Genomic DNA, 26,534 nt, shown 5'->3' with positions numbered 1-26,534 from the left:
CGCCTGCAGCGCTTCGGGTAATCGTCTTGGTCGGGCGATAGGTGCCTCCCATCTTTAGGTTTTACTTTAAAGTGGAATTATAACCCCATACTATTGATAAGAAAACTTACTGTGATTGGTATAACTTCGTTGCCTCAACCGCGTTTGTAGCGGGTTTAAAGTCATCAATTACATAAACCCCGTCCTTAATTTGGTGGCCTTTTGCTTCCATGTCTGAGTCGGAATCGGAAAAATTGGCGGGTAAACTACGGGTATCAAAGCTGCCAAAGAATGCAGACGCAATAGCCGCGCATGATGATTTTCCCCATCCGGTTTGACCTTGAATAAAAATGGCAAAATCGGTAAGTTGGCATTCGCCTAATACTGCCCTAGTCACCGCTGCCAACATTACCGCGCCTATTTCCGGGCGGTTTGGGCAAATATTAAACAAATCATCGAGTGCCGCACTATCAACCTTGAGTTGTTCTGGTGTGGGTGGCTCTGGCAAGCTGTACTTAGCCATGTGGCCGCCGCCTAAATCAACCTGAACGCCCGTATCAAGCCCATTTTCACCAATCGCACCCGATCCGGTCAGGTAAAACCACGCGCCATCAATATTTTTCCAGCCAGTCATACCGTAGACGTGTTGGCGGGGTATGTCCCTATTGCGGGTTGAGTAAACCAGGATAAAAACCCGGATGTTTTCTCTTTTTGTTACCCCGCTATAAACAATTGCGCGTGAACCCCACGCCTCGGTTATCCAATTGCCCATATTGAATTTTGTCAAAATCACATCAACCGTTGGCAGTGGCAAGCCGTCTTGCCGTTTGCCGCTAATGCGGAAAAAAGCCTTGTCGTTCAGGTCGTCCTCATAAGTGATTTCCTCGGTAATTTCACAAGTGAAGTTGCACAGCTTGATTTTGGCTGTGCCGTCCCGTGTTGGCCGGATTTGATTAAACGCGCCGTTGATGATTTGGTAATCGCCACTTTTGCTTTTCCATTCGATCACATCATTCGGGTTGCTGTCTTGTAGGGTTTCCTTAGCTTTGCCGCCATCAATACCCTTGAGTTTGGGCTTTTCGGCTTTCTTGATGGTTTCTGTTATCGGGTTATCCGGTGGGGTCTTATCAGCCATCGCCGCCCCCTTGGATTTGTTTTGCCCAGTCGTTGAAGTCCCCTGGAATGGGCGGGAAGGCCACCAAGCCATTAACAGCGTGGGCTGCTCTGTTGGCCTTTTCTTGCCCTACCCCCGATTCATCGTTATCAGCACAGATAACTATGTTGGCGGCCTGTTGCCGATCCCGGATGATTTTTGCAACCGCTTCCAAGTTGCCAGCATCGTAGGCGATGACGGTTAGATACCCTGTGGCCTCAAATATACTTGCACAAGTGACAAAGCCTTCACCGACACACACGGTGTCGGTTTTTTGCCCGATCCACCAAAAACAGCCCTTTTTGTTTCCGCCTTTGAGGAAACGCTTTGTGCCGTCGGGATGGATGAATTGCAGGCTAACCAGGTCATTCTTGGCGTCGTACAAAGGCAAGATTAATGCCCCGTTATAGCCTTGTTTCGCGCCGTGGGGCTGTATGCCCTTGCGGATCAGGTAGGTGTTGCCGGGATCAGCTAACGGGGCTTTAGGGTAGATGTAATTAGCTGTTCTGGCTGCTTTTTGTTCCTTGATTAGCCGTTGTTTAGCGCGTTCGGTCTTGGCTGCGTCGATCTGTTTTTGAGCTTCGTGGTCAATGGGCTGTCGCTCGCTGCCTTCCAGTTTCCAGTTAGTCTTTATATCGGTGGTGAAGTCCTCGAAATACCCGGCGGGTGTGCCGTCCAGGTGCAGGACATACGCGCCATTTAGCGTACCGCTTTTGTGGCCGTTGATGTGGCAGCGGTGTAATTTACCATCGGCAATGATGGGATCGTCTGTAACAATGTTCATATCAGCCTTAAAAGCGTCAATGATTTCATAAGCGGCGGGCTTATTAGCTTTACTTTGCATACAAATATCCTCTGCCAGGTGTGCATCCAGCCGCTTTTTGGGTATAATAACCCCTGTCTGATAGCGGTATGGAACACAAATACCTGGCACTTAGTAGGTAGGTGCTGGGTTTTTTATGCCCGTTCGGTTTGCCTGTTGGCGGCTGTTGTAATCCGTGTCATGCCGCGCCGCCTATATTTTCGATCAAGTCTTTGATGTCTTGAACTTTCCAGGCCGTTGTCCTTAGCCCTAGCTTGATTGGCTTGGGGTATTTGCCCGATTTAACGCCGTTTAGAAAGCTGGTCCGTGCAATTGGGATCAATGGGGGGGTGTTTGTCTTGGGGTTGCCTACAATTTGGGCAAGCCTCAAAAATCCGGTTGGGGGTAGCGGGGTTGTTGTGGGGGTTGTGTTTGCCATATGACACCTCTTGGTGTGTTATTGATATTCTGTATATCAAAGCAAACTTTAATGGGTAAGTGTATGCTCCTTTATTCGAATTTTTCTTTGAAAGGAGTATTGACAAGAACCTCATTAATCAATTTGTATCCAATTTCAACATCTAAAACTTTTGCGATACCTTTAGATACCGCCACAAAAAAATTACTTTCCTTGCTGTACGTAATTTTTTCGGCAAACTGTTGATAATAAGCCTCAATTAGATATTTAACCAACAATTTAACTTTAGTTCGATCCACGCCCGGTTTAGCGGGGTTAGATGCTTTTGTAAGGCAAGTGCTTGTTGATGCTTCCAAAACCTTTAGGCATTCAATCAATAGCGGTTCAAGTTGTTCCAGGGATAGAAGTTTTGGAGTTGTTCCTGTCAAGTTTTCGATAATGTCATGAATGTCGAATTGTTCTGAATGATAGTGAAGCGCTGCCATAGATTCAGCGTTTAAGAGTTCGCAACAATCCTCTGGTAAACGTTCAAGTTGTTTTAAAAGTTGGATGGTCGTAGTGTTAATCTCCTTAAGCCGTTCTTTATAGTCCGGTAGTGGGGTCATGTTCTGGTGGGGCAGGTCATACCAGAACTCTATGATGCTTTCGGCTTTTATTAAGAACCCGTTGATGCTAACAAGCCGGTGTTCTTGGTATTCTTTAGAAAACTTACTAATGATGATTTCGCGCTGTCCTATTGAAAAATTGAATGGCTTTACTAACGCGCCTGTACGTATAAAGCGCATCAATCGGCCTTGTGAAACGTTCTATTTGGCATCTTCACCCCGTCCAAAGTGATAAGCCGTCCTGAAAGGATTGACCGGAAACGGGGGACGAATCCCGCTTGTTGCCCCGCGAAGGCTATCCGGTCAAAAGTTATTTTACCTGTATATTTCGATACAGGATTTGTTTTCTACGGTCAAGGCTTGCTTTATTGCCCTTTGGTTATCCAGCAATGCCCTGATAATGGTGGCTTTAGATTGGTTGCCTGTTTTCAGCCAGATAATTTTCGGCGGCTGCCCATAAAGCACATTGAGTTCGTAAAAATCAGCGTCATGGGTAACAATCACATACCCGTAATCAACGGCATATTGCCTTATCGCCCTATCATCCTTGTTGTTCCAGCCCAACGAGGGCAACTTGCGTTGATCCTGGGTAGATGTCTTAAATAAACGGCACGACCCGCCGTGACAAGTTTTCATCCAAAAGCAGCTTCACACGCTTTTGATGCTGGACAGGTTGTGTTCGCGTTCCGCCGCGAATCTCAGGCAAGCCTGTATGTCGCTGTCAGTCAATTCTGGATAGTCATCAATGATTTCGGCTTTTGCCATGCCGTCCGCAAGCCAGGAAAGCACGTCATAAACGGTGATCCGCAATCCCCTAACACAGGGCTTGCCGCCACGTTTGCCGGGTTCGATGGTGATTATGTCTTGGTAATTTATGCTCATCGCCTGCCTCTCAATCGGTTGGGACTGCATTCATGGGAATAGCCCGTTGTGCCTTGATGGTTGTTATTGTACTAAAATTTCTTGCTGTTGGAATCATCCTAGTGTCTTGTGTGTCATAGTGCCACATGGTACGTTATGACATTGTTTGACTATCTATTATTGCCCGCTTCCTTATGGCTACCGTAACTTTTGACACTTTAGAGCTGGTTGAAAAACTTGTTAAGTCAGGGATAGAGCAAAAACAGGCGGAAACTATTGTGCGCGTGATAGCCGAAGCGCAAGAATCAATTGTCACCAAAGATTATCTTGATATTAAGTTAGCCCCAATTAATACCGATTTAGCTGTCCTTAAATGGATGATGGGCGTTTTGCTTGCGGGTGTCATTTCGCTGGTGCTGAAAGCGTTTTTTTAGGGTGTTTTTGCCGCGTCATGGTCAAACCCAGCCATGTTCGGCAAATGAGCAAGTGCCTTGCTTGGCAACGATTAAATGATCCAGGGTTTTGATGTCTAACAGGCTCAAACACTGTTGGAGTTTGTCTGTAATCATCCTGTCTGCATTGCTTGGTTCAGGCTTGCCAGAAGGGTGGTTGTGGGCGAATATGACCGCCGCCGCGTTAAGCTGCAACGCCCGTTTTGCCACCTCGCGTGGATAGACACTAGCCGCGCCAATCGTACCCCTGAACAGTATTTCATGGGCAATCAGGCAGTTCCCGTTATCCAGGAACAAACAGGCAAAGATTTCATGTTCCAGGTCCTGGTATTCAAGCCTTAACCATTCCCGTACCACGTATGGATTATCGAACGGTTGCCCTGGCTTGAAACGGTCTGCCAAAAGGATTTTGGCAAAGTCGATAATCTGTTCCGCCGTTAGTGGTTTTTTTGCTTTGTACAGGCCGTTTTTGTCATTAACAAAGTAAGGGGCTTTAGGTGTCCTGATTCCATCAAAAGCGGGTTGGCTGTCCATGAATCATCCTTGTTTGTGCTTGAACGGGATAACGTCCGTCCCGTTCTTCAAGCCATCCAGGTAATCTGCCCAGGCTTGCATCATTTGTTTGCGTTCTGGTAAATGTTGCGCCCGGTTGTAAGCGGCCTTTACCTTGTTTTGTTCAGCGTGGGCAAGCTGCCTTTCGATCATGTCAGAGTGAAAGCCTTGTTCATGCAGTAGCGTACTGGCAGTAGTCCTAAAGCCATGCGCGGTGTGTTGCCCTTGGTAGCCCATGCGTCGGATTGCCTTGCCTATGGACTCCCTGCTTATGTGCCTTTCGCCATTCTTGCCTTGGTTACTGGCAAACACGTATTGTTGGTGGCCTGAAAACGGGTGGATGTCCTTTAGCAATGCCACGGCCTGAGTGCTTAGGGGTACGATATGGGCATCTTTCATCTTCATCTTATCCGCCGCGATCCGCCATTCAGCCGCGTCCAGGTCAAATTCTGACCATTCCGCCGCTGCCAGATTGTATGGCCGTGCAAAAATCAAGGGCTGCAACTGTAACGCCGTGCGTACGACAAAATTACCGCCATACGCATCAATATCCCTGAGCAATTGCCCTAACGGTTTGGGTTCTGTTATGGCGGGATAATGCCCCTTCACAGGGGAAGGTAACGCGCCGCGCAAGTCTTGGGTTACGTCCCGCTCTGCCCTGCCCGTGGCGATCCCGTACCGGATTGCCTGCCCCATGAATTGCTTGGTACGTGCGGCGGTTTCTAATGCTCCCCTTGCTGTTATCCGTCGTAAGGTAGCCAACACTTCAACGGCGGATAATTCCTTAAGCGGCCTGTTGCCTAGCCAGGGGTAAACATCCCGTTCAAAACATTCCTGGATGTGTTTATGGTGAGCCGAGCTCCAACGTTGTTTGTTGGCTTCCATAAATTCTTTGCTGATAGCCTCAAAGGTGTTTTCGGTGCTGCCAGCTTTTTCTATCTTGCGGGTTGTGGCTGGATTTACCCCCTGGGCTATTTGTTTGCGGATTTTATCCCGCTTCTCACCAGCCTGTTGAAAACTGGTATCAGGGTAAACACCAAGCGACATAAGGCAATCTTTACCGTTGAACCGATATTTCAGCCGCCACAACTTTGACCATCCAGCGGAATTTTGCTTAACCAATAGGTATAACCCTTTCTTGTCCGATAAAGTAAACGCTTTGCCTAATTTGGCTTTCTCGTTCAGGTGTGCGTTCTTGCAGGCGGTATCTGATAGTGGCATTTTGGTATACCTCAAATGGGCAATGTGAAGGTATACCAATTGGTATCTGTCGATGGGATCACATGAAAGTTATGCCAAGACAGAACCCCTTGACCATCAAAAAAAGCCAAAGCCTTACCCGCTGCGGCTTTGGCGGCATTTTTGGTATATGCAACTCTGTCCGAATGATACATTGGTATACCTGAGGTTATACATGGTGAAGTTATACCAAATGTTATACCTGTTTGAGCGTGGATGTCAATACATCTTATTGCACTTCATTGGTCAATAAAATGGCTTTAAGTGCTGTAAAATAAGGGTTTTATTGGCTTTGTTGAACCTTGTTGAATCACTTAGTGGCGGAGAGAGAGGGGTTCGAACCCTCGATACGTTGCCGTATACACACTTTCCAGGCGTGCGCCTTCGACCACTCGGCCATCTCTCCGGTATTGAATTGATTGCTCGCCCGCAGTGTTTACTGGACTATGGCAAGGCGGGCAAGGATAAGCCAGAAAGTCCTTTGTTGCAATGTCTTTTATGTGATTTTATGCTGATTGCTGACTTTCAAGTTCATCCCAACGTTGGTAAACCTGTTCCAGTTTAGCATCGGTGGCATGCAGTTCTGCCAGCGTGTTGGCAATAACGGTTTGGTCATTTTTATAAAAATCGGCGGCATTAATCTTTTGGTTTAATGTTACTTGCTGGGTTTCAAGCTGGTTAATCAATTCGGGCAGGTTGTTTAGCTCTTGTTGCTCTTTAAAGCTGAGTTTTTTTCTGGTTGGGTTTTTAGGGGCGTTCAGGTTTTCAATATCCTTATCCGATTTTGCTTTGCTGTCCTGATTTTTTTTATCCGATTCGGTTTTGGCGATAAGCTGTTTATGCTTTTGCCAATCGCTGTAACCGCCGACTAACTCTTCCACTTTACCCGAACCGTCTAGCACAAATACACTGGTGACGACGTTATCCAGGAATGCGCGGTCATGGCTGACTAACAATAAGGTGCCAGCATAGTTGACGAGTTTTTCTTCCAGCAATTCCAGCGTTTCAAGATCAAGATCGTTGGTCGGCTCATCCATTACCAATAAATTAGCGGGTTTGGTGAACAATCGAGCCAACAATAATCGATTTTTTTCCCCGCCTGACAGACTTTTGACAGGTGAACGCGCCCGTGCCGGAGCAAACAGGAAATCAGCCAAATAGGACATGACGTGCCGTTTGTTACCGGCTTGTTCGACAAAATCATTGCCATCGGCTACGGTATCGGCAACCGTCATCTCTGGATCAAGATGGTCGCGGAGTTGATCGAAATAGGCGATTTCCAAGCGTGTGCCATGCTCTACAGCGCCGCTATCGGGTTCTAATTGCTTAAGTAACAACCTGAGCAACGTCGTTTTGCCAGCGCCATTCGCGCCGATAAGGCCGATTTTGTCACCGCGTTGTATCAACGTGGAAAAATGATCGATTATTTGCCGGTCAGGATAGCTAAAACAAATATCGTTGACTTCGATGGCTTTTTTACCCGAAGCATCACCGCTATCAAACGCCAGTTTGCTGGTGCCTTGTAAGTTCCGGCGTTGCGCCCGCTCCTTGCGCAATTTTTCCAGCGCCCTCACCCGGCCTTCGTTGCGGGTGCGCCGGGCTTTGATGCCTTGCCTGATCCACACTTCTTCTTGCGCCAGTTTTTTGTCGAATTCTGCATTTTGGTTGGCTTCATCATCCAACGCCGCTGCCTTGCGGCGCAGATAATCTTCATAAGTCCCTTGCCATGACACCAAGTTGCCGCGATCCAGATCGACAATCCGGGTTGCCAGTTTTTGCAAAAAAGCACGGTCATGGGTGACAAACAGAACCGCTCCATCGAAGTTAAGCAACTGATCTTCCAGCCAGGTTATGCTTTCAAAGTCGAGATGGTTGGTCGGCTCGTCCAGCAATAACACTTGCGGTTCGATGACCAAAACCTTTGCCAATGCTACCCGGCGTTTCCACCCGCCCGACAAGTCCTTGATATTTACATCGGCAGGTAAGCCAAGCTTGCTGAGCGTAGCTTCTATTTTGGTGTTGTAATGCCAGCCATTATCCGCTTCGAGCTTGTGCTGCAATCCACCCAACTCATGCAAGGCTTTAGGGTCGTGATAATCCATCGTTAGCGATAGGGCATGATAGCGCGTAATCAAAGCACCCAGTTCGCCCAAGCCACTTGCTACGGCATCGTAGATGGTTGCTTCAATAGGCAATTCCGGCGCTTGTTCCAGCCACGCCAGTTTTAATTCCGGTTCTCGCCAGATTTCGCCGCCGTCGGGAAGCACATTTCCAACAATGATCTTCATCAAGGTGGATTTGCCTTCGCCATTACGGCCTAGCAGCCCTACCCTTTCGCCGATGTCTAACTGAAAATTTTCCTTGTTAAATAAGGCATGGGTTCCATAAGCGATGGAGATATTCGATAAGCGTAATAAGGGCATTGGGGTAGGTTCGTATTGTTTTCAACTGGCATTATACCTGAACATTCCAAGGGCTTTTTATTCGCTACTCCAGGTGTTGAAGGAAGCTGTTTTTTACCTGCGACCTAGGCTCTGTTGACATTTCATCAACGGAAAATCAATCGATTACCGTCATGCCGTCAGGGAGTGACGGCATCCAGACGGCATGGATGCCTTCCTTGGCTCCTGGATTCCGGCGACCTCCATGGAGGGAGGAAGTGCGGAAGAGAATATGGAATCCTCGCCGCCAATCCATGCCGGAATGACGATGCATCTTTCGGTACTTAAACCTAACCCTATGTTTTTGTGAATTTGGTTTAGGCAATAAAATGTCAACAGAACCTAAGACGAAATAAGGCTAGGCAACAGCAGCCGCACCCAGCTTCCACTAAACGATTTCTTTGCCTTGTAAGCACCGCCGCAATAAATCGAGGGACAATAATGCAGCCTGATGTTGTTTACGCTTAATGTCTCCGGCAATGGTGCGGACAGTCTGGTTACATTCGCTATTAACAAGCAGCGTACTGGTGACAGTCACAGCCTTATCGTTATTCGGGTTTATGTAATAATCCCTGGAAGTTAGCTGTATTAAGACCATATCAGCGCCAGTATTTTTTTGTACCGCTTTGGCAATCGCCTTACTGGTTGTAATAAGGTCATCGAGGTTATTAATTGCTAACCGTTGCGTTAACCTCTCTACAGATTGCTCGTAGACAGCGCTTAACAACCAAGATACCCCAATCAATTTTGCCGCCAGCAATCCCTGGCTGACAATTTCCACAACGGCAAGCGTATGGCCTCCTGCGGTCATTAACTGGTCTACCACAGAAACGAGATCACCGGAATGATGCCCTAAGCCTTCAATTGCGAACACGGTATCGCCTATCGTCGCGGCAATTGAATATGTCAGATTTTCGAGTTGTGATTGCGGATAGTCGCCAGGAAATAATAGTTTGGTTTGTACTTCGCCGAGTTCAGCGCGAAAACCTATTTGTACTTGGGGTGGTATTTCAATCGTGTTTATCCGCTCTTGAAGGTCGGATTCACCTATGCCAACGGTTTTGATCGTAATCAACTTACTGGGGCGCAAGACAAAACGGTCTACCCACATCGGTTGGATATGTTCCAGAAACAGATGCCGCATTTCGGATGGCACGCCCGGTATAAAAGCAAACCAGCACCGTCCATTTTGTAACGCAAATCCAGGCGCTGTGCCAATATGGTTAGCAAGCCTTATAGAACTTTGGGGTAACATGGCCTGTTTGCGGTTACACTCCGGCATAGGCCGGTTTCGGCTATTGAAAAACTGTTGTATCTGGGCAAATGCAATCCCGTCGAATACCAAGGGCAGGTCAAAGGCCTTGGCAACCGCCTCAGCAGTCAAATCATCGCTGGTGGGGCCTAATCCGCCCGTACAAATGCAACAGTCGGCACGGTTTGAAATGTCCAGCAATACCTGTATCAAATCCTCCAGCTTGTCCCCTACGGCGGTATGACGGGTGACATTGAAACCCATCGCTACCGCCTGTTCCGACAACCACGCCGCATTGGTATCAACGACTTGTCCGGTGACTATTTCTTCACCCTGCGAAAAAATTTCAAAGGTTGGGTTCACGCTAAAATCTCGCCATCAATACCTGATACCAAAACGGCAACGTAATCAGGCTCAACGCCGTGGTCACGGTAACGGCCATTGCGTAAAGTGAGCTGTCCAGTTGATAGCGGTCGCATAGCACAATGCCCAAAACCATGCTGGGCATAGCCAGGTCAAGCACTGCCGCCGCCTTATAGTTATTCGCCATAGCTGTGTGATCCACCAGGACAATTGCAAACAGCGGCATCAGGATCATTTTTATGACCACAACGGGTATGATATAGGGGATATTCCGCACCCTGACGGCTTTCCAGCTTAGCGCCAGCCCTAAAGAAAACAACATCAATGGCACGACGGCTCCCGATAAGAGCTTTAAAGTTCCAATCAGCCAGATAGGGGCTGCCAAACCATTCAGGTTTAATAAAACCGCGATGCCCGCCGCCCAAAATGGCGGTGCATTCAAAAATGACCATACTGGCTGCCGGATCCCGGAAGTGTCCTTGCCATAATGGCGTACCACGACTACACCCAGTGTAAATAATAAGGGTGATGCTGCAAAAAGATCAATCTGGATGACGACAGAACGCGCCCAACTACCAAATGTTTGCTCTAACACCGGCAATCCCAGATAGGTGATATTGGGAAAAGCCGCCGCCAGTATCATGGCGCCCAGGCATCTGTGTTCAACCTTAAAAAGTGATCCGACCGTCCATAAGCACAACATACCAAACAAGATGCTGACAACCGCTAACGCCGTGTACTGGAGGGAATGCAAACCAATATCGGCTGTCCATAAAACCTCCAAGACCATTGCCGGCAAGAAAAAATAATATACCACCGTGGTCAGCACCTTTCGTGTTTGTTCTGCGTCTAGCCCTTCCGGTTCAACGATTCGCCAGACGATACCGCTAGCCATGAGCAAAGACATCTGTATCAATATTGAGTGCATAATCCTGGTTTTAAGTTGTTTCGGTAGATTTTACCATTCATGATTTGCCGATTTCCGGTAATATAGTGCCAACGTAGTTTTGCACTGCAAATTGTTTTCCCGCCTGTTGAGTTTATTTAAGAAAGCTATTGTTCCGAACGCCACTAAAAATATTTATATAAATCGCTCCAAGCAACTCAACAATGACCTTTGATCCCGCCTTTACCACATCGTATCTGGTCGCCTTTGCGATGGGTCTCGCCACCAGCTTGCACTGTGTGGGCATGTGCGGGTCTATCATCGGCACACTCACTTTAAGCCTAAGCCCGAAAGTACGCAGCAGTAAACGGCTGCTAATCCCGTTTGTGTTCAACTACAATTTTGGCCGGATTACCAGCTATACCTTGGCGGGTGCGATAGCGGGCGTGGTTGAGTCTTTCATCCCTGCCCCCGTCACGGACATCAACGGTTACCGCATATTGCAATTACTGTCTGCGCTAATCATGGCGGGGGCAGGCTTCTACATTGCGGGTTGGTTGCCGCGTTTTGCTTATATTGAAAAAATGGGCACCCATTTGTGGAAAAGGATAGAACCTTACGGACGCAAACTTATCCCCGTCAAAGACCTTACCCAGGCTTTCCTCTTTGGTATGGTGTGGGGATGGCTACCTTGTGGTTTAGTCTATACCGCCCTGGCGCTCGCCTTGACTACGGGCGATGTCGCCAAAAGCGCCCTGACCATGCTGTCATTTGGCCTGGGCACTTTACCTGCTGTGATGGGGGTAGGTATAATGACCAGTGTACTGACACGGTTATCGCGGATGCAGCGCTTTAAAGAGACCATTGGCCTGTTCATGATTGCGCTGGCGTTGCTGGCCGCCATGCCTTGGCTTAACCCAATGGCCATAATAACAACACATGCAACACATTAGAGAGGCAGTCATGGATCATTTCAAGTCGATCATAGGGCAATCCCCTGCACTGGATGCGTTAATCCGTAACGCCAAGATAGCCGCAGCTACCGATGTAACCATATTGCTGAATGGCGAAACAGGCACCGGCAAGGAAATTCTTGCGAATGCCATCCAACAAGCCAGCCCCCGGGCCGATAAGCCATTCATCACCTTAAACTGCGCCGCATTGCCGGAAAGCCTGATCGAATCGGAACTGTTCGGCCATAGGAAAGGCTCGTTCACGGGTGCGACAGGCAACACTCAAGGCTTGTTCCAAGCAGCGGATGGCGGCACCTTATTTCTCGACGAGATCAATTCCTTGCCCATTTCCATCCAGGCAAAACTGTTGCGCTTTATTGAGTCCGGCGAATGCCTTGCGGTCGGCGACACCGAGCCTTACACCGTCGATGTACGCATCATTGCCGCCACAAATTCCGACTTGAACCAACAAATTTTTGATGGCACTTTCAGGCGCGACCTTTACTTCAGGTTGAATGTTGTACCTTTAAACCTTCCGCCATTGACCCATCGAACTGGCGATATGGATCTATTGATCAAGCACTTTATGAAGCAGTTTGAACGCGAACATGGGATGCTTACTCCACAATTTAGTCATAAAGCCCTAAAAGCGCTCAAAGCGCATAGCTGGCCGGGCAATATTCGTGAATTACGGAACTTGTGCGAAAGGCTTTGTATCTTATTGGCCGGAAAGATTATAGAACCTGAGAACTTGCCATCCGAATTCAATACAAATACTCCAATTTTTAGCTTGCCGCAATTTACTCTCCCACCTGCAGGGCTGAATTTGGATAACCTGGAAGCTAGTTTAATCCAGCAAGCCTTGACCCTGACCAAAGGTAACCGCAGCAAATCCGCAAGGCTGCTTGGCCTGAGCAGGGATGCCTTGCTGTATCGCATGCAAAAGCATGGCTTTGCCGGAAATTGAGAGTGTGAGACTAATATTGAAGCGTTAAGTTAACCTTTCCGGCATCTAACCGACAATACAGTAACATTATCGCTTTTCCCGTTGGCTCGGGAGATAGATGACCGCACCAACTTGGAGAGGTTCGATCTATTACTTTCCAAATCAGACAGTTGCAGGAATTCGTCCCCTTTGACGTATTCCCAGAAACCATCGCTGCAAAGCACAAAAGTCTCGTTGCTATTTATCGCTGGCGACAATTTAATGTCTATACGTTGCAACTGATTCACATTAATGCTACGAGTCAGCTGATTTTGTTCGGGGTGCTGTGCTAATTCTTCTTCGGTTATTAAGCCGATATTCAACAGGTCTTGGGGGATTGAATGGTCACGCGTTCGCCATAAAATTTCCTGGGGTGTCATTCGGTAGATTCTGGAATCTCCACAATGTGCAGCCATTGCCCGCTCTTCATCCAAGTAGAGTATGGCACATGTCGTATACGCCTGATCAGCTAGCGGATCACCTGCAAATAAAACCCTCATTTCGCTGACGGCAGCGTTAATCCAGGCCAATAAAACCTCACCAGGATTTTGCGCGATTTTTTTGCTATACGTTTTTGCACAGTTAAGCATACCTTGGCAAAAAAATTGGGAGGCTTTTTCACCCGCTTGATGCCCACCCAAACCATCAGCAACAATAAATAACGCATAATCATTATTGACGATATGCGCCATAGTGTCCTGATTGACCTCCCTATCGCCCAGTGATGTTAACTGAAAAAATTCAAGACGCATGGTTGTTATTATTTTATTGCAATCTCGCGTTATGCATGATTTGTTTTAAATCCCTGACTGACTGTGCCAATCCTGAGAATAGTGCCTGGGCAATAATTGCATGACCAATGTTAAGCTCAACTATTTCTGGAATCCGGCAGATTGCCTCAACATTATGAAAATGCAAACCATGTCCGGCGTTAACTTGTAAACCGATACTGTAAGCATAATACGCAGCTTGCCGAATCCGTTCCAGCTCAGCGTCCCTGGCAGCAAAAGTTTTTGCCTCTGCATAACTGCCTGTATGTAACTCTATAACAGGCGCTCCCGCTGCTTTGGCGGAATCAATTTGGATATTATCAGGTGCTATAAATAGCGACACTTCAATCCCTGCAGAAGCAAGCTTTTCGCAAGCCCATTGTAGGCGTGGCAGATTACCCACTACGTCCAAACCACCTTCCGTGGTCAATTCTTCCCGCTTTTCAGGCACCAGACAACAGGCATGAGGTTTTACTTTGACTGCAATATCAACCATTTCATCAGTCACCGCCATTTCCATGTTCAGCCGGGTATGGATCATGTCTTTCAACAAGAAAATATCCCTGTCCTGAATATGCCTCCGGTCTTCCCGAAGATGGGCGGTAATGCTGTCCGCACCACTCTGCCCGGCAACCAACGCCGCCTGGATCAACTCAGGATAGCGGGTTCCCCTGGCTTGCCTGATGGTGGCGACATGGTCAATGTTAACCCCTAACAGGATAGGTTTTTTGTCCATTTTTATAAGCGTTTGACGATATTATTGATTACTGAACGGCTCTTCAGTTGTTTTCCTTGCAAATGGCTGTCTATCACGGTTCGCATCAACATTTTTGCTTCACTCAACACCTGATGATTATCGAACCGTCTTTGTTCCATTGCCTGTAATGCCGTACCTGAAAACTGGCCACCTGAATCCTCAACCAAGCCGCTTTCCTTGGTGCACACATATTTTTTATTGGGATCAATCGGTTTTTCATGGCGCGAATCATAACCCAGCTGCACGCCATAACCAATATTGTCCATAAGATTCAACTCAAAAACCCGCAGTGCGGCTTCACAAGATTCACCTTGAGCTAACCCTATTAAGCATTCCTGGTAATCCTGAAAGACTTCCGGGTGGGGATCATATTGATGCAGAAAACTACACACCAGTTCATTAACATAAAAACCGCAATACAGCGCTAATCCTGGCAATTCATAGGGTAAACCTATTATTTCAACATTGGTCAGCGTTTTTAGCTCGGTTTTCCCAACGAACGATAGCGACAACGCAGCAAAGGGCCGCAGTACCCCTGCGGTTTTGGACTTGGGCTTTCGAACACCCTTAGCTATCAGGGAAATCCTGCCTAAATCCTGGGTTAAAGCATCAATGATGAGGCTGGATTCCCGGTAATGTTGCTGATGCAGAACAAAAGCAGCTTGGGAATGGAAAACGGTGTCACTCATTAAAACCCAAACTTAGCAAGGCCCGTTCGTTATCCGACCAGCCTTTTTTAACTTTGACCCAGAGCTTTAGAAAGGCTTTTTGACCGATGAGCTTTTCTATATCGAACCTGGCGTCCGTGCCACAATTTTTGAGCATTACCCCTTCCGTACCAATGACAATATTTTTTTGTGAGGGGCGTTCTACCCAGATCACGATATAAATTTTTGTAATATGGGGCAATTCTTCATAGCGTTCGACTTCTACGGTTAGCGAATATGGCAGCTCATCGCCCAAGCGCCGGGTCAGTTTTTCCCGGACAATCTCAGCACATAAAAACCTCTCAGGCCTGTCAGTGACCTGATCTTCAGGATAAATCAACTCGCTTTCGGGTAACAGCGGGAGTATTGAACTTTCAAGCTGTTCGAGATTGGTGCCCTTTAATGCCGAAATGGGCAGTAAGCGTTCAAACGGGAAACGGCGTTGTGCCTGGTCAAAAAACGCCAGGATGGCTTCCTTATCTTTTATTTTATCGACCTTATTGACCGCCAGAATGACGGGCAACCCTGTCTGCTCCAGTTTTTTTAAGATAATTTCGTCGTAGTCATGCCAGGCCAGGCCATCAATTAACCACACAATAATATCAACACCCAATAAGGTGGTATACGCTGTGCGGTTCAAATAGCGATTTAGCGCCCTTTTGTCGCTGTGGTGCATACCCGGAGTATCCAGATAAATAACCTGCCCCGCATCGGACGTACTGATACCGAGTATCCGGTGGCGGGTGGTTTGCGGTTTGCGGGAGGTTATGCTGATTTTTTGCTTCAGCAAATGGTTCATCAAAGTTGATTTGCCGACATTCGGGCGCCCAATCAAAGCGACGTAACCGCAGTTCATTGGCTGGCTTGCTGGAGTTTGGCCAGCATCATTTCTGCTGCCAATTGTTCGGCCTTCTTCCTGGAAACGCCGATACCTACGCATGATTCCGCAATCAAAGGGACGCTGCATTTAACTTTGAACGTTTGCTCATGGGCTAAACCGGACATATCTATCAAGGTATAATCGGGGAGTTCCATTTTCTTGGCCTGCATCAATTCCTGTAATTGTGTTTTTGGATCTTTTTGCCAGTTATTCGCAGACAAGTCTTGCAACTTTTCTGCAAACAACCGGCCTACCCATTCCTGGCAAGCGGTTATCCCCTGGTCTTTGAATAAGGCTCCGATAATACCTTCCAAGGCATCCGATAAGATCGAATCCCGGCGAAAACCACCGCTTTTCAGCTCACCTGAACCCAAAAACAAGTAATCCCCCAGTTGATGTTGTCGTGCCAATTCTGCCAGCGAAGACTCATTCACCAGACTAGCCCGCAACCTGCTTAACGTGCCTTCATCCGCATCAGGAAAAGCATCGTATAGTTTCTGGGCGATAACGAACCCCAAAATAGCATCGCCCAAAAACTCCAAACGTTCATTATTGTTCGCCCCGGCGCTACGATGCGTCAACGCCGTGACAAAAAGCTGGGGCTTATTAAACGTTAAACCCAGCTTTTTGGACAAAGTCTCGGGCTTTTTGGTCACTCCTTGCCGACCTCAATGACATCATGGAACTCGACCAAAACGCTAATGTTACCCACGATTTTTTCCACAACTTCATAATTCGCTTCAACTTTTAAGTAATTTCCGCGTTTGCTGACCTTCATATCTTGCGCTTTGACATCAGCAACATAATTCATATTAAAGCGCTTATCTAGGCTAGCCCTAATTTCAGCTTCACTTAGTGTTTCAACATCAGTGGTTTTCTCAATCGCAGCCAAGGCATTGATAACTTTAGTGTGGTCAAGATAGATAGGGCCTATCTTAAGTATTAACAAGATAAAAAAAGCGACTATACCCAAGATGAAAATAAGGGAAATCAGCGTATAGCCTTGCTGGCGCTTGAACAGTCTATTCATTATAAAACTCCGGCGATTGATTAAAAAACAACGTCTTAAACGTCGGTATACCGATAAGTGTAGCTTATTTTAAGACAGTGCCAATGCGGTCAAAGCCGATACCTTTATGCTGCCAATCCCAGTTCATCCAGATAAAAAACGCTTTGCCTACCAAGTTTTCTTCCGGGACGGTGCCCCAATAACGGCTGTCATTGCTGTTGTCGCGATTATCACCCATAACAAAATAATTGCCCTCTGGAATGATATAAGAGCCTTCAACGGTTGGCGCTTCATTGCGAATCAAGATGCTGTGCTCTACGCCAGTCAAATTTTCTTCCAGGTGTTCGCTGCCGGACATATCCTGGCCTTGCCCTACGCCTTGGTAGGAACCTAGCGAAGTTTGGTTAACTGGGACATCGTTGATGTACAGTTTTTTGTCGTAGTACACGACCTTATCGCCGGGTAAACCAATAATCCGCTTGATATAGTCCACCGTCGGATCTTGGGGGAAGCGAAAGACGATGATATCGCCACGCTCCGGCTCATTGATTGCTATGATTTTTTTATTGATGACCGGCAAACGTATCCCATAGGTAAACTTGTTGACCAGAAGAAAATCGCCTATTAACAAGGTTGGCATCATGGATGCGGAAGGAATCCGAAAAGGTTCTGCCAAAAACGAACGGAGCAGAAAAACGATCAAGACAATCGGGAAAAATGACCGCGCATACTCAACGACAGTTGGCTCACTTTTTTCATCAAATTCTTGGCCTTTTGACTTAAGGAAAAGCAAATACCCACCCCAGATCGCTCCGGTCACTAAACTGGCTACAAAAAGAAAAAATGAAAAATCAAAGTCCATAGGGAAAGTGCATCAAGTAAATGGAAAAGAAAACTGTATTATTCTTTATTGAGTTGTAATACAGCCAAAAATGCTTCTTGAGGTATCTCGATATTGCCAACCTGCTTCATCCGTTTCTTACCGGCTTTTTGTTTTTCCAGCAGTTTTTTCTTGCGGGTAATGTCGCCGCCATAACATTTGGCCGTGACATTTTTTCTCATCGCCTTGACCGTAGACCGGGCAATAACCTTAGAACCGATAGCGGCCTGTATCACCACTTCATACATTTGCCTTGGAATCAGCTCTTTCATTTTTTCCACCAGATCCCGACCTCGATTTTGGCTGAGATCACGATGCACGATAATAGATAAAGCATCCACCTTATCAGCATTAATCAGCACATCGAGTTTGACTAGCGGGGCTTCCTGAAACCGCAAAAACTCATAATCAAATGACGCAAAACCCTTGCTTACCGATTTTAGCCGGTCGAAAAAGTCTAGCACGACCTCGCTCAAAGGCAACTCGTAATGGATGGATACCTGCCTGCCCACATATTGCATATCCTTCTGGATGCCGCGTTTTTCTATGCAGAGTGTAATAACTGCGCCTAGGTATGTTTGCGGGACAAGAATATTAGCCCTGATAATCGGTTCCCTGATAGATTTAATCGTGCCACTATCAGGCAATTTTGCCGGATTATCAATCATAAGAACCTTGTCATTGTGGGTAATGACCTCATAAATGACGGTAGGGGCGGTCGTAATCAGGTCTACATCGTATTCCCTCTCCAGCCGTTCCTGGACTATCTCCATGTGCAACAGGCCCAGAAAACCACAACGAAAGCCGAAGCCTAATGCTAGCGAAGTCTCCGGCTCGAATACTAACGCCGCGTCATTCAAGTTGAGCTTGTTGAGCGCTACGCGCAAATCTTCGTAATTGTCAGAACTGACCGGGTACAAGCCGGCAAAGACCCGAGGCTGGACTTTTTGGAATCCGGTGAGTGGTTCTGGTGCGGGGTTGTCAGTCCATGTGATGGTGTCACCGACTGGGGCGCCAAAAATATCTTTGATCCCGGCGACAACATAGCCCACTTCGCCGGTATTTAACATATCCTTCTCCAAACGCTTGGGCGTAAAAACACCCACCGCATCCACCAAAAATGATTTTCCCGTGGACATGATAGTGATCTTCTGTTTTTTGCGGATACTGCCATGGACGATCCTGACCAAAGACACGACCCCTAAATAACTGTCAAACCAGGAGTCGATAATCAGCGCTTGCAAAGGCCCTGCAACATTACCTTGGGGTGGAGGAACCTTGATAACTAACTGTTCCAGGACATCTTGTACGCCTAAGCCGGTTTTGGCGCTAATGAGCAAGACCTCATCAGCCGGAATACCGATGACTTCTTCGATCTCTGTCTGTACGCGTTCAGGTTCAGCAGAAGGCAAGTCGATCTTATTCAATACCGGAACGACTTCAAGGCCTTGCTCTATTGCCGTATAACAATTGGCAACGCTTTGTGCCTCAACACCTTGGGCCGCATCGACGACCAGTAAAGCGCCCTCACAGGCCGCTAATGACCGAGATACCTCATAAGAGAAATCCACATGCCCAGGCGTATCAATGAAGTTTAGCTGATAGGTAAGGCCATCCTTGGCGACAAAATCCAGCGTTACGCTTTGCGCTTTGATCGTTATGCCACGCTCCTTCTCGATGTCCATCGAATCGAGAACTTGCGCGGACATCTCCCGTGCCGTCAGCCCTCCGCAAAGTTGAATGAAGCGATCCGCAAGTGTCGATTTACCATGATCTATATGCGCTATGATGGAAAAGTTTCTTATTTGTTTTAAATCCACGAATTATTTATCAATTTTCAAAGCCAAAAACACCGGGCTGCCACGGCGCTGAATCAAAACCGCAACCGATTTACCTACGGGGAGATTTCTGACTATTTTATCAAAGTCATGCGTATTCCGAATGACATTATTCTGGATACGCAAGATGACATCGCCGGGTTGTATCCCTGCATCGGCGGCGCTGCCTGTTTCGACATCTTGGACTAAAACGCCATTTTTGACATTTTCCAGCGATTCCCGCTGCTCGTCGGTTAAATCGGCAACCGTAATACCCAGCTTGTTGTTGGGCTTGGTTTCTACCTTATATAAGGGCGTTTTCTGTTCCTCATCCGGCAACAGGCCTACTTTAAAGCCGATGGTTTCGGTGTCACCTTGCCTGATGATGGTTAACTTTCCTTCATCATTAATCGGGGTCATTCCGACCATAGGCGGTAAATCGGCTGATTTTTCAATAGCTTGCCCATTAAATTCTGTGATGATATCGCCAATCTGCAATCCGGCTTTTTCTGCCGGACTGTTTGGGATTATTTTTGAAACTAACGCGCCTTGCGGTTTCTTCATGCCGAATGACTCGGCCAGTTGCCGGGTAACATCCTGAATCTGAACACCTAACCAGCCGTGTACGGCTTTACCGCTGGTTTTGATCTGTTGGACAACATTCATTGCCACATCCATAGGAATGGCAAACGACAAGCCCATGAATCCTCCAGTGCGGCTGTAAATTTGCGAATTAATGCCAACCACTTTGCCATCCATATTGAATAAGGGCCCACCTGAATTTCCTGGATTTATGGCCACATCGGTCTGGATAAACGGCACGTAGTTCCCCCCCGGCAAGCTCCGTCCTTTCGCGCTGACAATACCGGCAGTAACCGATTGTTCAAACCCGAACGGCGTACCAATGGCCAAAACCCATTCGCCAACTTTCAATTCGTTAGGAGAACCGATGTTTACCACTGGCAAACCTGTCGCTTGCACTTTTAATAAGGCGATGTCAGTGCGCGCATCCGAGCCAACCAGTTTGGCCACCAATTCACGCCGATCCGATAACTTGACGACAATCTCGTCGGCATCCTTTACGACATGGTGATTGGTCAATATATAGCCATCCTGGGAGATAACAAAACCTGAACCTAGTGACTGTGTATCCTCAGGCCCAAACCCGCCACCATCAGGATTATTGAAAAAGTGCTTAAACAGTTCTTCCATTTCGGGGGGCAAACCTTCAGGCAACTGTTGGTTTTTAGGCATGCCCTTGGCCGCTGCCGCTGGCCGGGCTTTTTTCGTCGTGCTGATGTTAACCACAGCCACACCATTCGTTTTTACCATCTCGGTAAAATCCGGCAACTGTGCAACAACAGCCTGGCTACCCAAAACCATCAGAAAAACACAGCAAATCACCCTTATGAGCATAAAACCTCCATTACGTCCAAGCAGTTAACAATCATAGAATAGAACACAATATTACGGACAACCCTAACACCTTTCAAGCCACTTTGAAAAGTGTTAGGGTTGCTTAAGAACGGGATAAGGTGTTTCTCTCTGTCGATCAACCAAAATATTCGAGAGAAATCAAGGAGCGGAATTCCGAAATTTAATACCTTCGGCAATAAATTTGACGGTCGGGGCGGGCACTTCCCCTAACACTGTAAGCTGTGAATCCACCAGAGTACGGCTCATGGAATTGATTGCACCCACCGAATGTATCCCCTCAGGGATACGGGAATCGGGAGTCGTTTCGGCTTTTTTTGTTTCCAGGTAAACGGAGACAGAGGCAAGGCCATCGCTTAGTAACAAATGGTCTACAGGCTGGTCGGATTGATGCAAGGGCTTACGGCTAAAAAAGATTTGCTTGAAACCTTGGGGCAAGGCTGTCACTTCAAAAGCGGCCTGGCCTGATAAATCCGATGAGGCCGCTTCTGCACCGTCAGCCCGCTGTGCAAAACCCGCCGCCTCGGCAGAGCCGTTCAACTCACGTACAGATCCTTTGTCAACCCGCATTTCGGTAAATACCACCTGCTCCAAAACAACTCCAGAAAGACCATAGACCACGACCTTCATGGGCAAAAAATGTTCTTTAGCGATCCAAATTTTTCTGGCGTAGCGAAAATCGTCTTTCGGCTGGATGGCGACAACATAGGATGGCAGCATCGCCACATCTTCCTCTCCCACGACCTCAAAATGATAGCCCGCATCCAATTCATCAAGATTTTTTGGGACATCGACGATAAATGAATGCTCATAAGGCCTATGGTCAATAATAACTTTCCGCGTCAACTTAAACAAACAGCTTACTTCATCGGAATTCCTGATTATTTCCCGGGGTGGCGAATTTAATGACACCAGGCGTTCTTGTTCCTTGCTTTTTTCGGCTGAATGAGAGTATTTCATCGCTTCCAGCTTGTCATTCTTTAAAAAAACAACCGTACCCTGATAATTGGATACCGCCATTGCCTTAACCATTTTTTGCAGGATTTGTTTCGCGGTTAACGAATTTTCAGCGGCGGAAACTGCACCCATCGCCGCAAACAAAATAACAAGGAGAAGTTGAGCCACTCTCAATCCTGGCCGTAGGCGGTCACTTTGGCATAGGGTTGAAAATTAGCCTCGCCATTGGTGTACACACTGTTATTGTGGGCCTGAAGATAATCATTAAACTGTGCGTTTAGCGGTTGGCGATTGTGTTGCGGTGATTTTTCTGACTGGGCAGAAGAAGCGGGTAACTGCTGTTGGGGAAGGGCCATTGCCGTTAAGGTCTGATATTTATTGGCAGGACGGTCATTACGGAGACTTTGCCCCACAAGTACCGCAACTACGAGTATCGAAGCGGCTACAGCGAACACTTTGAGTTTGGGTTTGGGTTTGGGTTTGGGTTGCCTATCTTGCGATTGCGAATGTGGTTGTGGTTTTAATTGTGGGAGGAGATAAGCCGGTTCTTGCTGGATTTCTTGAAAAACTTTGTGGGAAAAATCGGATATGACTTGATAAAACTCATCGGTTTTTAAAGCCTGGCTAATGGCTTGAAACCGGCTCATCTTATGCTTGAGCGATTCATCTGATTGTATCTTTTTCAACAAATCCAGTGTTTCATCGTAATCAAGCTCACCATCAATGAACCTGGAAATTTTTTGATTGATTTCTTCATGCATCTAACATCACCATTAATCGAGCAAAGGGGTTAACTTACTATCGATCGCCTCGCGTGCCCTGAATATGCGCGAACGAACCGTACCTACCGGGCAGTCCATAGCCTCTGCAATTTCTTCATAACTCATGCCTTCAAATTCCCGTAGCATAATAGCCACGCGCATCTCTTCGGGTAAATGCTCTATTGCCGATTGGATAGTCTTGACTATTTCCTCACTCAGCAAAAACCGCTCCGGCGTTTCCAGGCCTTGTAACTGCGGTGCATTTTCGATGGCTTCTGCATCCTGCACATCCACCTGGTAATCAAAATTTCTTCTTGACCTCGACACCAGATAGTTTTTTGCCGTATTAATCGCAATACGGTATAACCATGTGTAAAAAGCAGAATCCCCGCGAAAGCTCCCTAACGCCCTATAAGCCTTGATAAAAGCTTCTTGTGCGACATCTTGGGCCTCGCTGTGATCCTTAACATAGCGATTAACCAGTTGGATAATCTTATGCTGATACCTGATCACCAGAATATCAAAAGCTGACTTATCGCCCTGTTGAACCCGCAATACCAGTTCTTCGTCTAGTTGCTCGATTTTTCTGGTACGATCGTTCACTAAGGCTTTCAACTATGTAGTAGGACAGGAATGAAGGGTAAAAGTTCTCACACTAAAAAAATTGCTATCACGCAAAAGACCGCTATTATCCACAAACTAAGGCCTCTAGGCGAATTTCTTTACACTCATGGCTGGCAGCCGCTTTATTTTTTACATGACCAAAAATCTTTCCGGCTGTGAACTGGTATGACTTGTGATACGTATGATGTCCTGATTATTGGCAGCGGTGGAGCTGGCCTAAGTTTGGCGCTTAAATTAGCAGATCATTCGGTGCATGTTGCCGTATTGTCTAAATTTGCACTAACCGCAGGCAGCACTTACTACGCGCAAGGCGGCATCTCTGCGGTCTTTGATGCAGAAGATTCCATTGAATCCCACATAGAAGATACGTTGAATGCAGGAGCCGGGCTTTGCGACCCGGAAATCGTAAGGCTTGCAGTCAGCTACGGGGAAAACTCAATCAACTGGCTACGTGAGCAGGGCGTCGTTTTTACTGAAGAAACCATAAAGACGGGCGAAACCAAATTACACTTGACCCGGGAAGGCGGTCATTCGCACCGGCGCGTAGTCCATGCCGCTGATGCAACCGGCAAGGCGGTATCGCTTTCTCTGATAGACCGTGCGATGGAACACCTCAATATTGAATTATTGGAACACCATAATGTTGTCGAATTAATCACCACCACTACTCCAGGCAAATCGTCAAAAAGTGCCATCGGCGCTTATGTTTTGGACTCCAAACAACAACACGTCAAAATACTGTCCGCCCGCGTCGTAGTCCTGGCTACCGGGGGCGCCAGCAAAGTTTATCTATACAGCACCAATCCACAAAGCGCCACCGGTGATGGTATTGCCCTGGCCTGGAGGACAGGATGCCGGGTCAGCAATCTGGAATTTATGCAGTTTCATCCAACCTGCCTTTATCATCCTAACGCGGGTTCCTTTCTCATCAGTGAAGCGCTGCGGGGTGAAGGCGGCAAGTTGATTTTGCCGGATGGTTCGCCTTTCATGCAGCATTTCGACCCGCGCGGTGAACTTGCGCCGCGTGATATTGTCGCCCGTGCCATTGACCATGAAATCAAAAAACGGGGGATAGCCTGCGTTTATCTCGACATCAGCCACAAGCCGGAACCGTTCATTCGTGAGCATTTCCCTATGATTTACGAACAATGCCTCAAATTTGATATTGACATCACCAAACAGCCTATTCCCGTTGTCCCTGCCGCACACTACACCTGTGGCGGAATACTGACGGATAGCTATGCCCGGACGGATATCGACAACCTTTATGCGATTGGCGAGGTAGCCAGCACAGGCCTGCACGGCGCCAACCGGATGGCCAGTAATTCATTACTGGAATGCCTGGTTTTCGCCGACCGGGCCAGTGAAGACATTTTGAAAAGACTTGTCGGCATTCCTGCGCCGCCCTCCATTCCTGACTGGGATGAATCACAAGTCAGCGATTCCGACGAAGAAGTTGTGGTCTCGCACAATTGGGACGAGCTCAGGCGCTTTATGTGGGACTATGTCGGCATAGTCAGGACTGACAAGCGCCTGCACCGCGCCATGAGCCGCGTGGAATTGCTCAAACGGGAAATAGCGGAATATTACGGGAACTTTCGTGTGACCAGTGATTTGCTGGAATTACGTAATCTGGTTATTGTGGCCGAATTGATTATTCGTTGCGCCCAATTACGTAAGGAGAGCCGGGGCTTGCACTATACGCTGGACTACCCCGATACTGATGACAGCAAACCACCCAAAAATACTATTCTCACACCCTAAAAATACCCTGTAGCGTCAATGCGTTAACCAGATTAAGCACTTCTCCCCTCAACGTTAAGCAAAGCATTCGTATTGTTTGGCAGCAACCACAACTTCGTGGACTATATTAATAAGGATGAAAAGCTTGTCAACAATCAACCTGACTGCTAGAACCCTTAACATGACCCCAAGGAGGTGCAGTTATCGTGACAAATCTTGAGTCTATTATCCCTATCAACGCATACCGCTTTTATTTTGCGGTTGATTATCCCGTCAAATTGCCTAAATACCCAGGATCGGCCTGGCGCGGTGCTTTTGGGCATGCGCTAAAAAAGACGGTCTGTGTAGTCCGCAATACGCCGTGCAATCAATGTCTGCTCAAGAATGCTTGTGCCTACAGCACCGTTTTTGAAACGCCGCCACCTGCCAATGCCGAAAAAATGCGTAAATACACGGCAGCGCCACATCCGTTTGTGTTGCAATTTCCTGTCACAACATCCACGTCCGACTCGATTTATACGTTAGATGTGATTTTGTTTGGCCATGGCCAACGCTACTTTCCCTACATTGTCCATGCCCTGCAAACAGCAGGGCAAAACGGCATCGGCGGCCATCAACAGGTTTTTAGTTTGCAAAAAATTGATGCCATCAATCGACTAGGGTTGGGCAAAACCATCTACCAAAACGGCGAACTCAAACCCCAGTCGCCCGCTTTATTGCCAGCAATCCCGGCTATGCCGAGACATATCGAAATTACTTTGCACACGCCGCTGCGTATCAAGCAAGACAACAAAAACCTCGCTACCCGGGAATTCAACTTCGGCGCATTTTTCAGCACCCTGCTCAGGCGCATTTCCATGATCAGCTACTTCCACACCGACACGCCGCTGGAAACCGACTTCGCCGCATTGACAGCCAAGGCCCGAACCGTGCAATTCGTGGCTCAACAACTTAAATGGTACGACTGGACACGCTACTCATCTCGGCAACAAACTGAAATGAACATGGGCGGCTTAATCGGTAGCCTACAACTGGATATGCAAGACCTGGAAGAATTCTGGCCTGATCTGTGGCTGGGGCAATGGACGAATGTCGGTAAAGGCACCAGCATGGGGCTAGGCGCTTACTTGTTTAGTCCCACTATTAAGTGGTCTGGTTTATCACCAACTTAAAGAGGAAAAGCGATGGGACAAGTATTACACGGAACAGCCACGACCACGCACGCTACAAGAGCAAAAATACAAGCGTCTGAAG

Annotated in this window: 30 protein-coding genes and 1 tRNA gene; 5 read left to right on the top strand and 26 right to left on the bottom strand. The window is 47.4% G+C overall.

Annotated features, from left to right (window positions below; translation table 11 throughout):
* Nucleotides 1–106: 106 nt before the first annotated feature.
* From ACLQ6D_RS06015 to ACLQ6D_RS05990, 6 genes are all read right to left on the bottom strand, one after another.
* Nucleotides 107–1,114 (bottom strand): hypothetical protein, encoded by a 1,008-nt coding sequence (locus ACLQ6D_RS06015; protein WP_411726379.1) that lies wholly within the window; start codon nt 1,112–1,114, stop codon nt 107–109.
* Entirely contained in the window at nt 1,107–1,976 is an 870-nt protein-coding gene (locus ACLQ6D_RS06010; protein ID WP_411726378.1) for a toprim domain-containing protein, read from the bottom strand. The genes ACLQ6D_RS06015 and ACLQ6D_RS06010 overlap by 8 nt, the downstream gene beginning before the upstream one ends.
* 157 nt (nt 1,977–2,133) lie before the next feature.
* Nucleotides 2,134–2,373 (bottom strand): helix-turn-helix transcriptional regulator, encoded by a 240-nt coding sequence (locus tag ACLQ6D_RS06005; protein ID WP_411726377.1) that lies wholly within the window; start codon nt 2,371–2,373, stop codon nt 2,134–2,136.
* A 71-nt stretch (nt 2,374–2,444) separates the two neighbouring features.
* Entirely contained in the window at nt 2,445–3,137 is a 693-nt protein-coding gene (locus ACLQ6D_RS06000) for a hypothetical protein (RefSeq protein ID WP_411726376.1), read from the bottom strand.
* 135 nt (nt 3,138–3,272) lie between these two features.
* Nucleotides 3,273–3,593 carry a DUF5615 family PIN-like protein gene (locus ACLQ6D_RS05995; RefSeq protein WP_411726375.1) on the bottom strand — a complete coding sequence of 107 codons (321 nt, stop codon included), beginning with the start codon at nt 3,591–3,593 and terminating at the stop codon, nt 3,273–3,275.
* A 12-nt stretch (nt 3,594–3,605) separates the two neighbouring features.
* A complete protein-coding gene (locus ACLQ6D_RS05990; RefSeq protein WP_411726381.1) occupies nt 3,606–3,833 on the bottom strand; it encodes a DUF433 domain-containing protein in 228 nt (75 codons plus the stop codon).
* Nucleotides 3,834–4,012: 179 nt separating this feature from the next.
* Here ACLQ6D_RS05990 and ACLQ6D_RS05985 point away from each other — a divergent pair, with 179 nt between their 5' ends.
* Entirely contained in the window at nt 4,013–4,252 is a 240-nt protein-coding gene (locus ACLQ6D_RS05985) for a DUF1640 domain-containing protein (protein WP_411726374.1), read from the top strand.
* Between the two features lie 21 nt (nt 4,253–4,273).
* On the opposite strand, the gene radC is transcribed toward ACLQ6D_RS05985, so the two are convergent.
* From radC to ACLQ6D_RS05945, 8 genes are all read right to left on the bottom strand, one after another.
* Nucleotides 4,274–4,804 carry a RadC family protein gene (radC, locus tag ACLQ6D_RS05980; protein ID WP_411726373.1) on the bottom strand — a complete coding sequence of 177 codons (531 nt, stop codon included), beginning with the start codon at nt 4,802–4,804 and terminating at the stop codon, nt 4,274–4,276.
* 3 nt (nt 4,805–4,807) lie between these two features.
* Nucleotides 4,808–6,043 carry a tyrosine-type recombinase/integrase gene (locus ACLQ6D_RS05975; RefSeq protein WP_411726372.1) on the bottom strand — a complete coding sequence of 412 codons (1,236 nt, stop codon included), beginning with the start codon at nt 6,041–6,043 and terminating at the stop codon, nt 4,808–4,810.
* Nucleotides 6,044–6,054: 11 nt separating this feature from the next.
* Entirely contained in the window at nt 6,055–6,216 is a 162-nt protein-coding gene (locus tag ACLQ6D_RS05970) for a hypothetical protein (RefSeq protein WP_411726371.1), read from the bottom strand.
* A 163-nt stretch (nt 6,217–6,379) separates the two neighbouring features.
* Nucleotides 6,380–6,467, bottom strand: a tRNA-Ser gene (locus ACLQ6D_RS05965).
* A gap of 100 nt (nt 6,468–6,567) precedes the next feature.
* Complete coding sequence (locus ACLQ6D_RS05960; protein WP_411726370.1) at nt 6,568–8,484, bottom strand: ATP-binding cassette domain-containing protein; 1,917 nt, start codon at nt 8,482–8,484, stop codon at nt 6,568–6,570.
* Between the two features lie 136 nt (nt 8,485–8,620).
* Nucleotides 8,621–8,776 carry a hypothetical protein gene (locus tag ACLQ6D_RS05955; protein WP_411726369.1) on the bottom strand — a complete coding sequence of 52 codons (156 nt, stop codon included), beginning with the start codon at nt 8,774–8,776 and terminating at the stop codon, nt 8,621–8,623.
* Between the two features lie 114 nt (nt 8,777–8,890).
* Nucleotides 8,891–10,117, bottom strand: a complete 1,227-nt coding sequence (locus ACLQ6D_RS05950) for a competence/damage-inducible protein A (RefSeq protein WP_411726368.1) — start codon at nt 10,115–10,117, stop codon at nt 8,891–8,893.
* 1 nt (nt 10,118) lies between these two features.
* Nucleotides 10,119–11,045: an AEC family transporter gene (locus ACLQ6D_RS05945; protein ID WP_411726367.1), complete on the bottom strand. Its 927-nt coding sequence runs from the start codon at nt 11,043–11,045 to the stop codon at nt 10,119–10,121.
* A gap of 182 nt (nt 11,046–11,227) precedes the next feature.
* Between ACLQ6D_RS05945 and ACLQ6D_RS05940 the strand changes: the two genes are divergently transcribed.
* Nucleotides 11,228–11,956 carry a sulfite exporter TauE/SafE family protein gene (locus ACLQ6D_RS05940; protein ID WP_411726366.1) on the top strand — a complete coding sequence of 243 codons (729 nt, stop codon included), beginning with the start codon at nt 11,228–11,230 and terminating at the stop codon, nt 11,954–11,956.
* Nucleotides 11,957–11,966: 10 nt separating this feature from the next.
* Complete coding sequence (locus ACLQ6D_RS05935; RefSeq protein ID WP_411726380.1) at nt 11,967–12,923, top strand: sigma-54 interaction domain-containing protein; 957 nt, start codon at nt 11,967–11,969, stop codon at nt 12,921–12,923.
* Nucleotides 12,924–12,952: 29 nt separating this feature from the next.
* Here ACLQ6D_RS05935 and ACLQ6D_RS05930 read toward each other — a convergent pair whose 3' ends face one another.
* The 12 genes from ACLQ6D_RS05930 to rpoE all read right to left on the bottom strand — a co-directional run bounded on the left by ACLQ6D_RS05930 (nt 12,953) and on the right by rpoE (nt 23,516).
* Nucleotides 12,953–13,693 carry a PP2C family protein-serine/threonine phosphatase gene (locus tag ACLQ6D_RS05930; RefSeq protein WP_411726365.1) on the bottom strand — a complete coding sequence of 247 codons (741 nt, stop codon included), beginning with the start codon at nt 13,691–13,693 and terminating at the stop codon, nt 12,953–12,955.
* A 13-nt stretch (nt 13,694–13,706) separates the two neighbouring features.
* Nucleotides 13,707–14,447 carry a pyridoxine 5'-phosphate synthase gene (pdxJ, locus tag ACLQ6D_RS05925; RefSeq protein ID WP_411726364.1) on the bottom strand — a complete coding sequence of 247 codons (741 nt, stop codon included), beginning with the start codon at nt 14,445–14,447 and terminating at the stop codon, nt 13,707–13,709.
* A 2-nt stretch (nt 14,448–14,449) separates the two neighbouring features.
* The gene (recO, locus tag ACLQ6D_RS05920; RefSeq protein WP_411726363.1) at nt 14,450–15,157 is read right to left on the bottom strand and encodes a DNA repair protein RecO; all 708 of its coding nucleotides are present in this window, start codon (nt 15,155–15,157) and stop codon (nt 14,450–14,452) included.
* Complete coding sequence (era, locus tag ACLQ6D_RS05915) at nt 15,150–16,031, bottom strand: GTPase Era (RefSeq protein ID WP_411726362.1); 882 nt, start codon at nt 16,029–16,031, stop codon at nt 15,150–15,152. The genes recO and era overlap by 8 nt, the downstream gene beginning before the upstream one ends.
* Entirely contained in the window at nt 16,028–16,711 is a 684-nt protein-coding gene (rnc, locus tag ACLQ6D_RS05910) for a ribonuclease III (protein ID WP_411726361.1), read from the bottom strand. The genes era and rnc overlap by 4 nt, the downstream gene beginning before the upstream one ends.
* Nucleotides 16,708–17,085: a DUF4845 domain-containing protein gene (locus ACLQ6D_RS05905; protein ID WP_411726360.1), complete on the bottom strand. Its 378-nt coding sequence runs from the start codon at nt 17,083–17,085 to the stop codon at nt 16,708–16,710. Before ACLQ6D_RS05905 ends, rnc begins: the two co-directional genes overlap by 4 nt.
* 64 nt (nt 17,086–17,149) lie before the next feature.
* Nucleotides 17,150–17,926, bottom strand: a complete 777-nt coding sequence (gene lepB / locus ACLQ6D_RS05900) for a signal peptidase I (RefSeq protein WP_411726359.1) — start codon at nt 17,924–17,926, stop codon at nt 17,150–17,152.
* 38 nt (nt 17,927–17,964) lie between these two features.
* Nucleotides 17,965–19,764, bottom strand: coding sequence for a translation elongation factor 4 (gene lepA, locus ACLQ6D_RS05895; protein ID WP_411726358.1), 1,800 nt, complete (start codon nt 19,762–19,764; stop codon nt 17,965–17,967).
* A gap of 3 nt (nt 19,765–19,767) precedes the next feature.
* Nucleotides 19,768–21,177 carry a DegQ family serine endoprotease gene (locus ACLQ6D_RS05890; protein WP_411726357.1) on the bottom strand — a complete coding sequence of 470 codons (1,410 nt, stop codon included), beginning with the start codon at nt 21,175–21,177 and terminating at the stop codon, nt 19,768–19,770.
* A 159-nt stretch (nt 21,178–21,336) separates the two neighbouring features.
* Nucleotides 21,337–22,320, bottom strand: a complete 984-nt coding sequence (locus ACLQ6D_RS05885) for a MucB/RseB C-terminal domain-containing protein (protein WP_411726356.1) — start codon at nt 22,318–22,320, stop codon at nt 21,337–21,339.
* Between the two features lie 2 nt (nt 22,321–22,322).
* Entirely contained in the window at nt 22,323–22,913 is a 591-nt protein-coding gene (locus tag ACLQ6D_RS05880; RefSeq protein ID WP_411726355.1) for an RseA family anti-sigma factor, read from the bottom strand.
* 12 nt (nt 22,914–22,925) lie between these two features.
* Nucleotides 22,926–23,516, bottom strand: a complete 591-nt coding sequence (rpoE, locus tag ACLQ6D_RS05875; protein WP_411726354.1) for an RNA polymerase sigma factor RpoE — start codon at nt 23,514–23,516, stop codon at nt 22,926–22,928.
* A gap of 186 nt (nt 23,517–23,702) precedes the next feature.
* On the opposite strand from rpoE, the gene nadB reads away from it, so the two are divergent.
* Both nadB and cas6 read left to right on the top strand, forming a co-directional pair.
* A complete protein-coding gene (gene nadB / locus ACLQ6D_RS05870) occupies nt 23,703–25,301 on the top strand; it encodes an L-aspartate oxidase (protein ID WP_411726353.1) in 1,599 nt (532 codons plus the stop codon).
* 185 nt (nt 25,302–25,486) lie between these two features.
* On the top strand, nt 25,487–26,452 hold the full coding sequence (cas6, locus tag ACLQ6D_RS05865; RefSeq protein WP_411726352.1) for a CRISPR system precrRNA processing endoribonuclease RAMP protein Cas6: 966 nt from the start codon (nt 25,487–25,489) through the stop codon (nt 26,450–26,452).
* The last annotated feature ends 82 nt before the right edge of the window (nt 26,453–26,534 follow it).

The sequence above is a fragment of the Methyloglobulus sp. genome, from assembly GCF_046714055.1.
Classification (GTDB): Bacteria; Pseudomonadota; Gammaproteobacteria; order Methylococcales; family Methylomonadaceae; genus Methyloglobulus.
The sequence above is the reverse complement of the archived record's forward strand: the minus strand, read 5'-3'. Positions and strand labels throughout refer to the sequence as shown.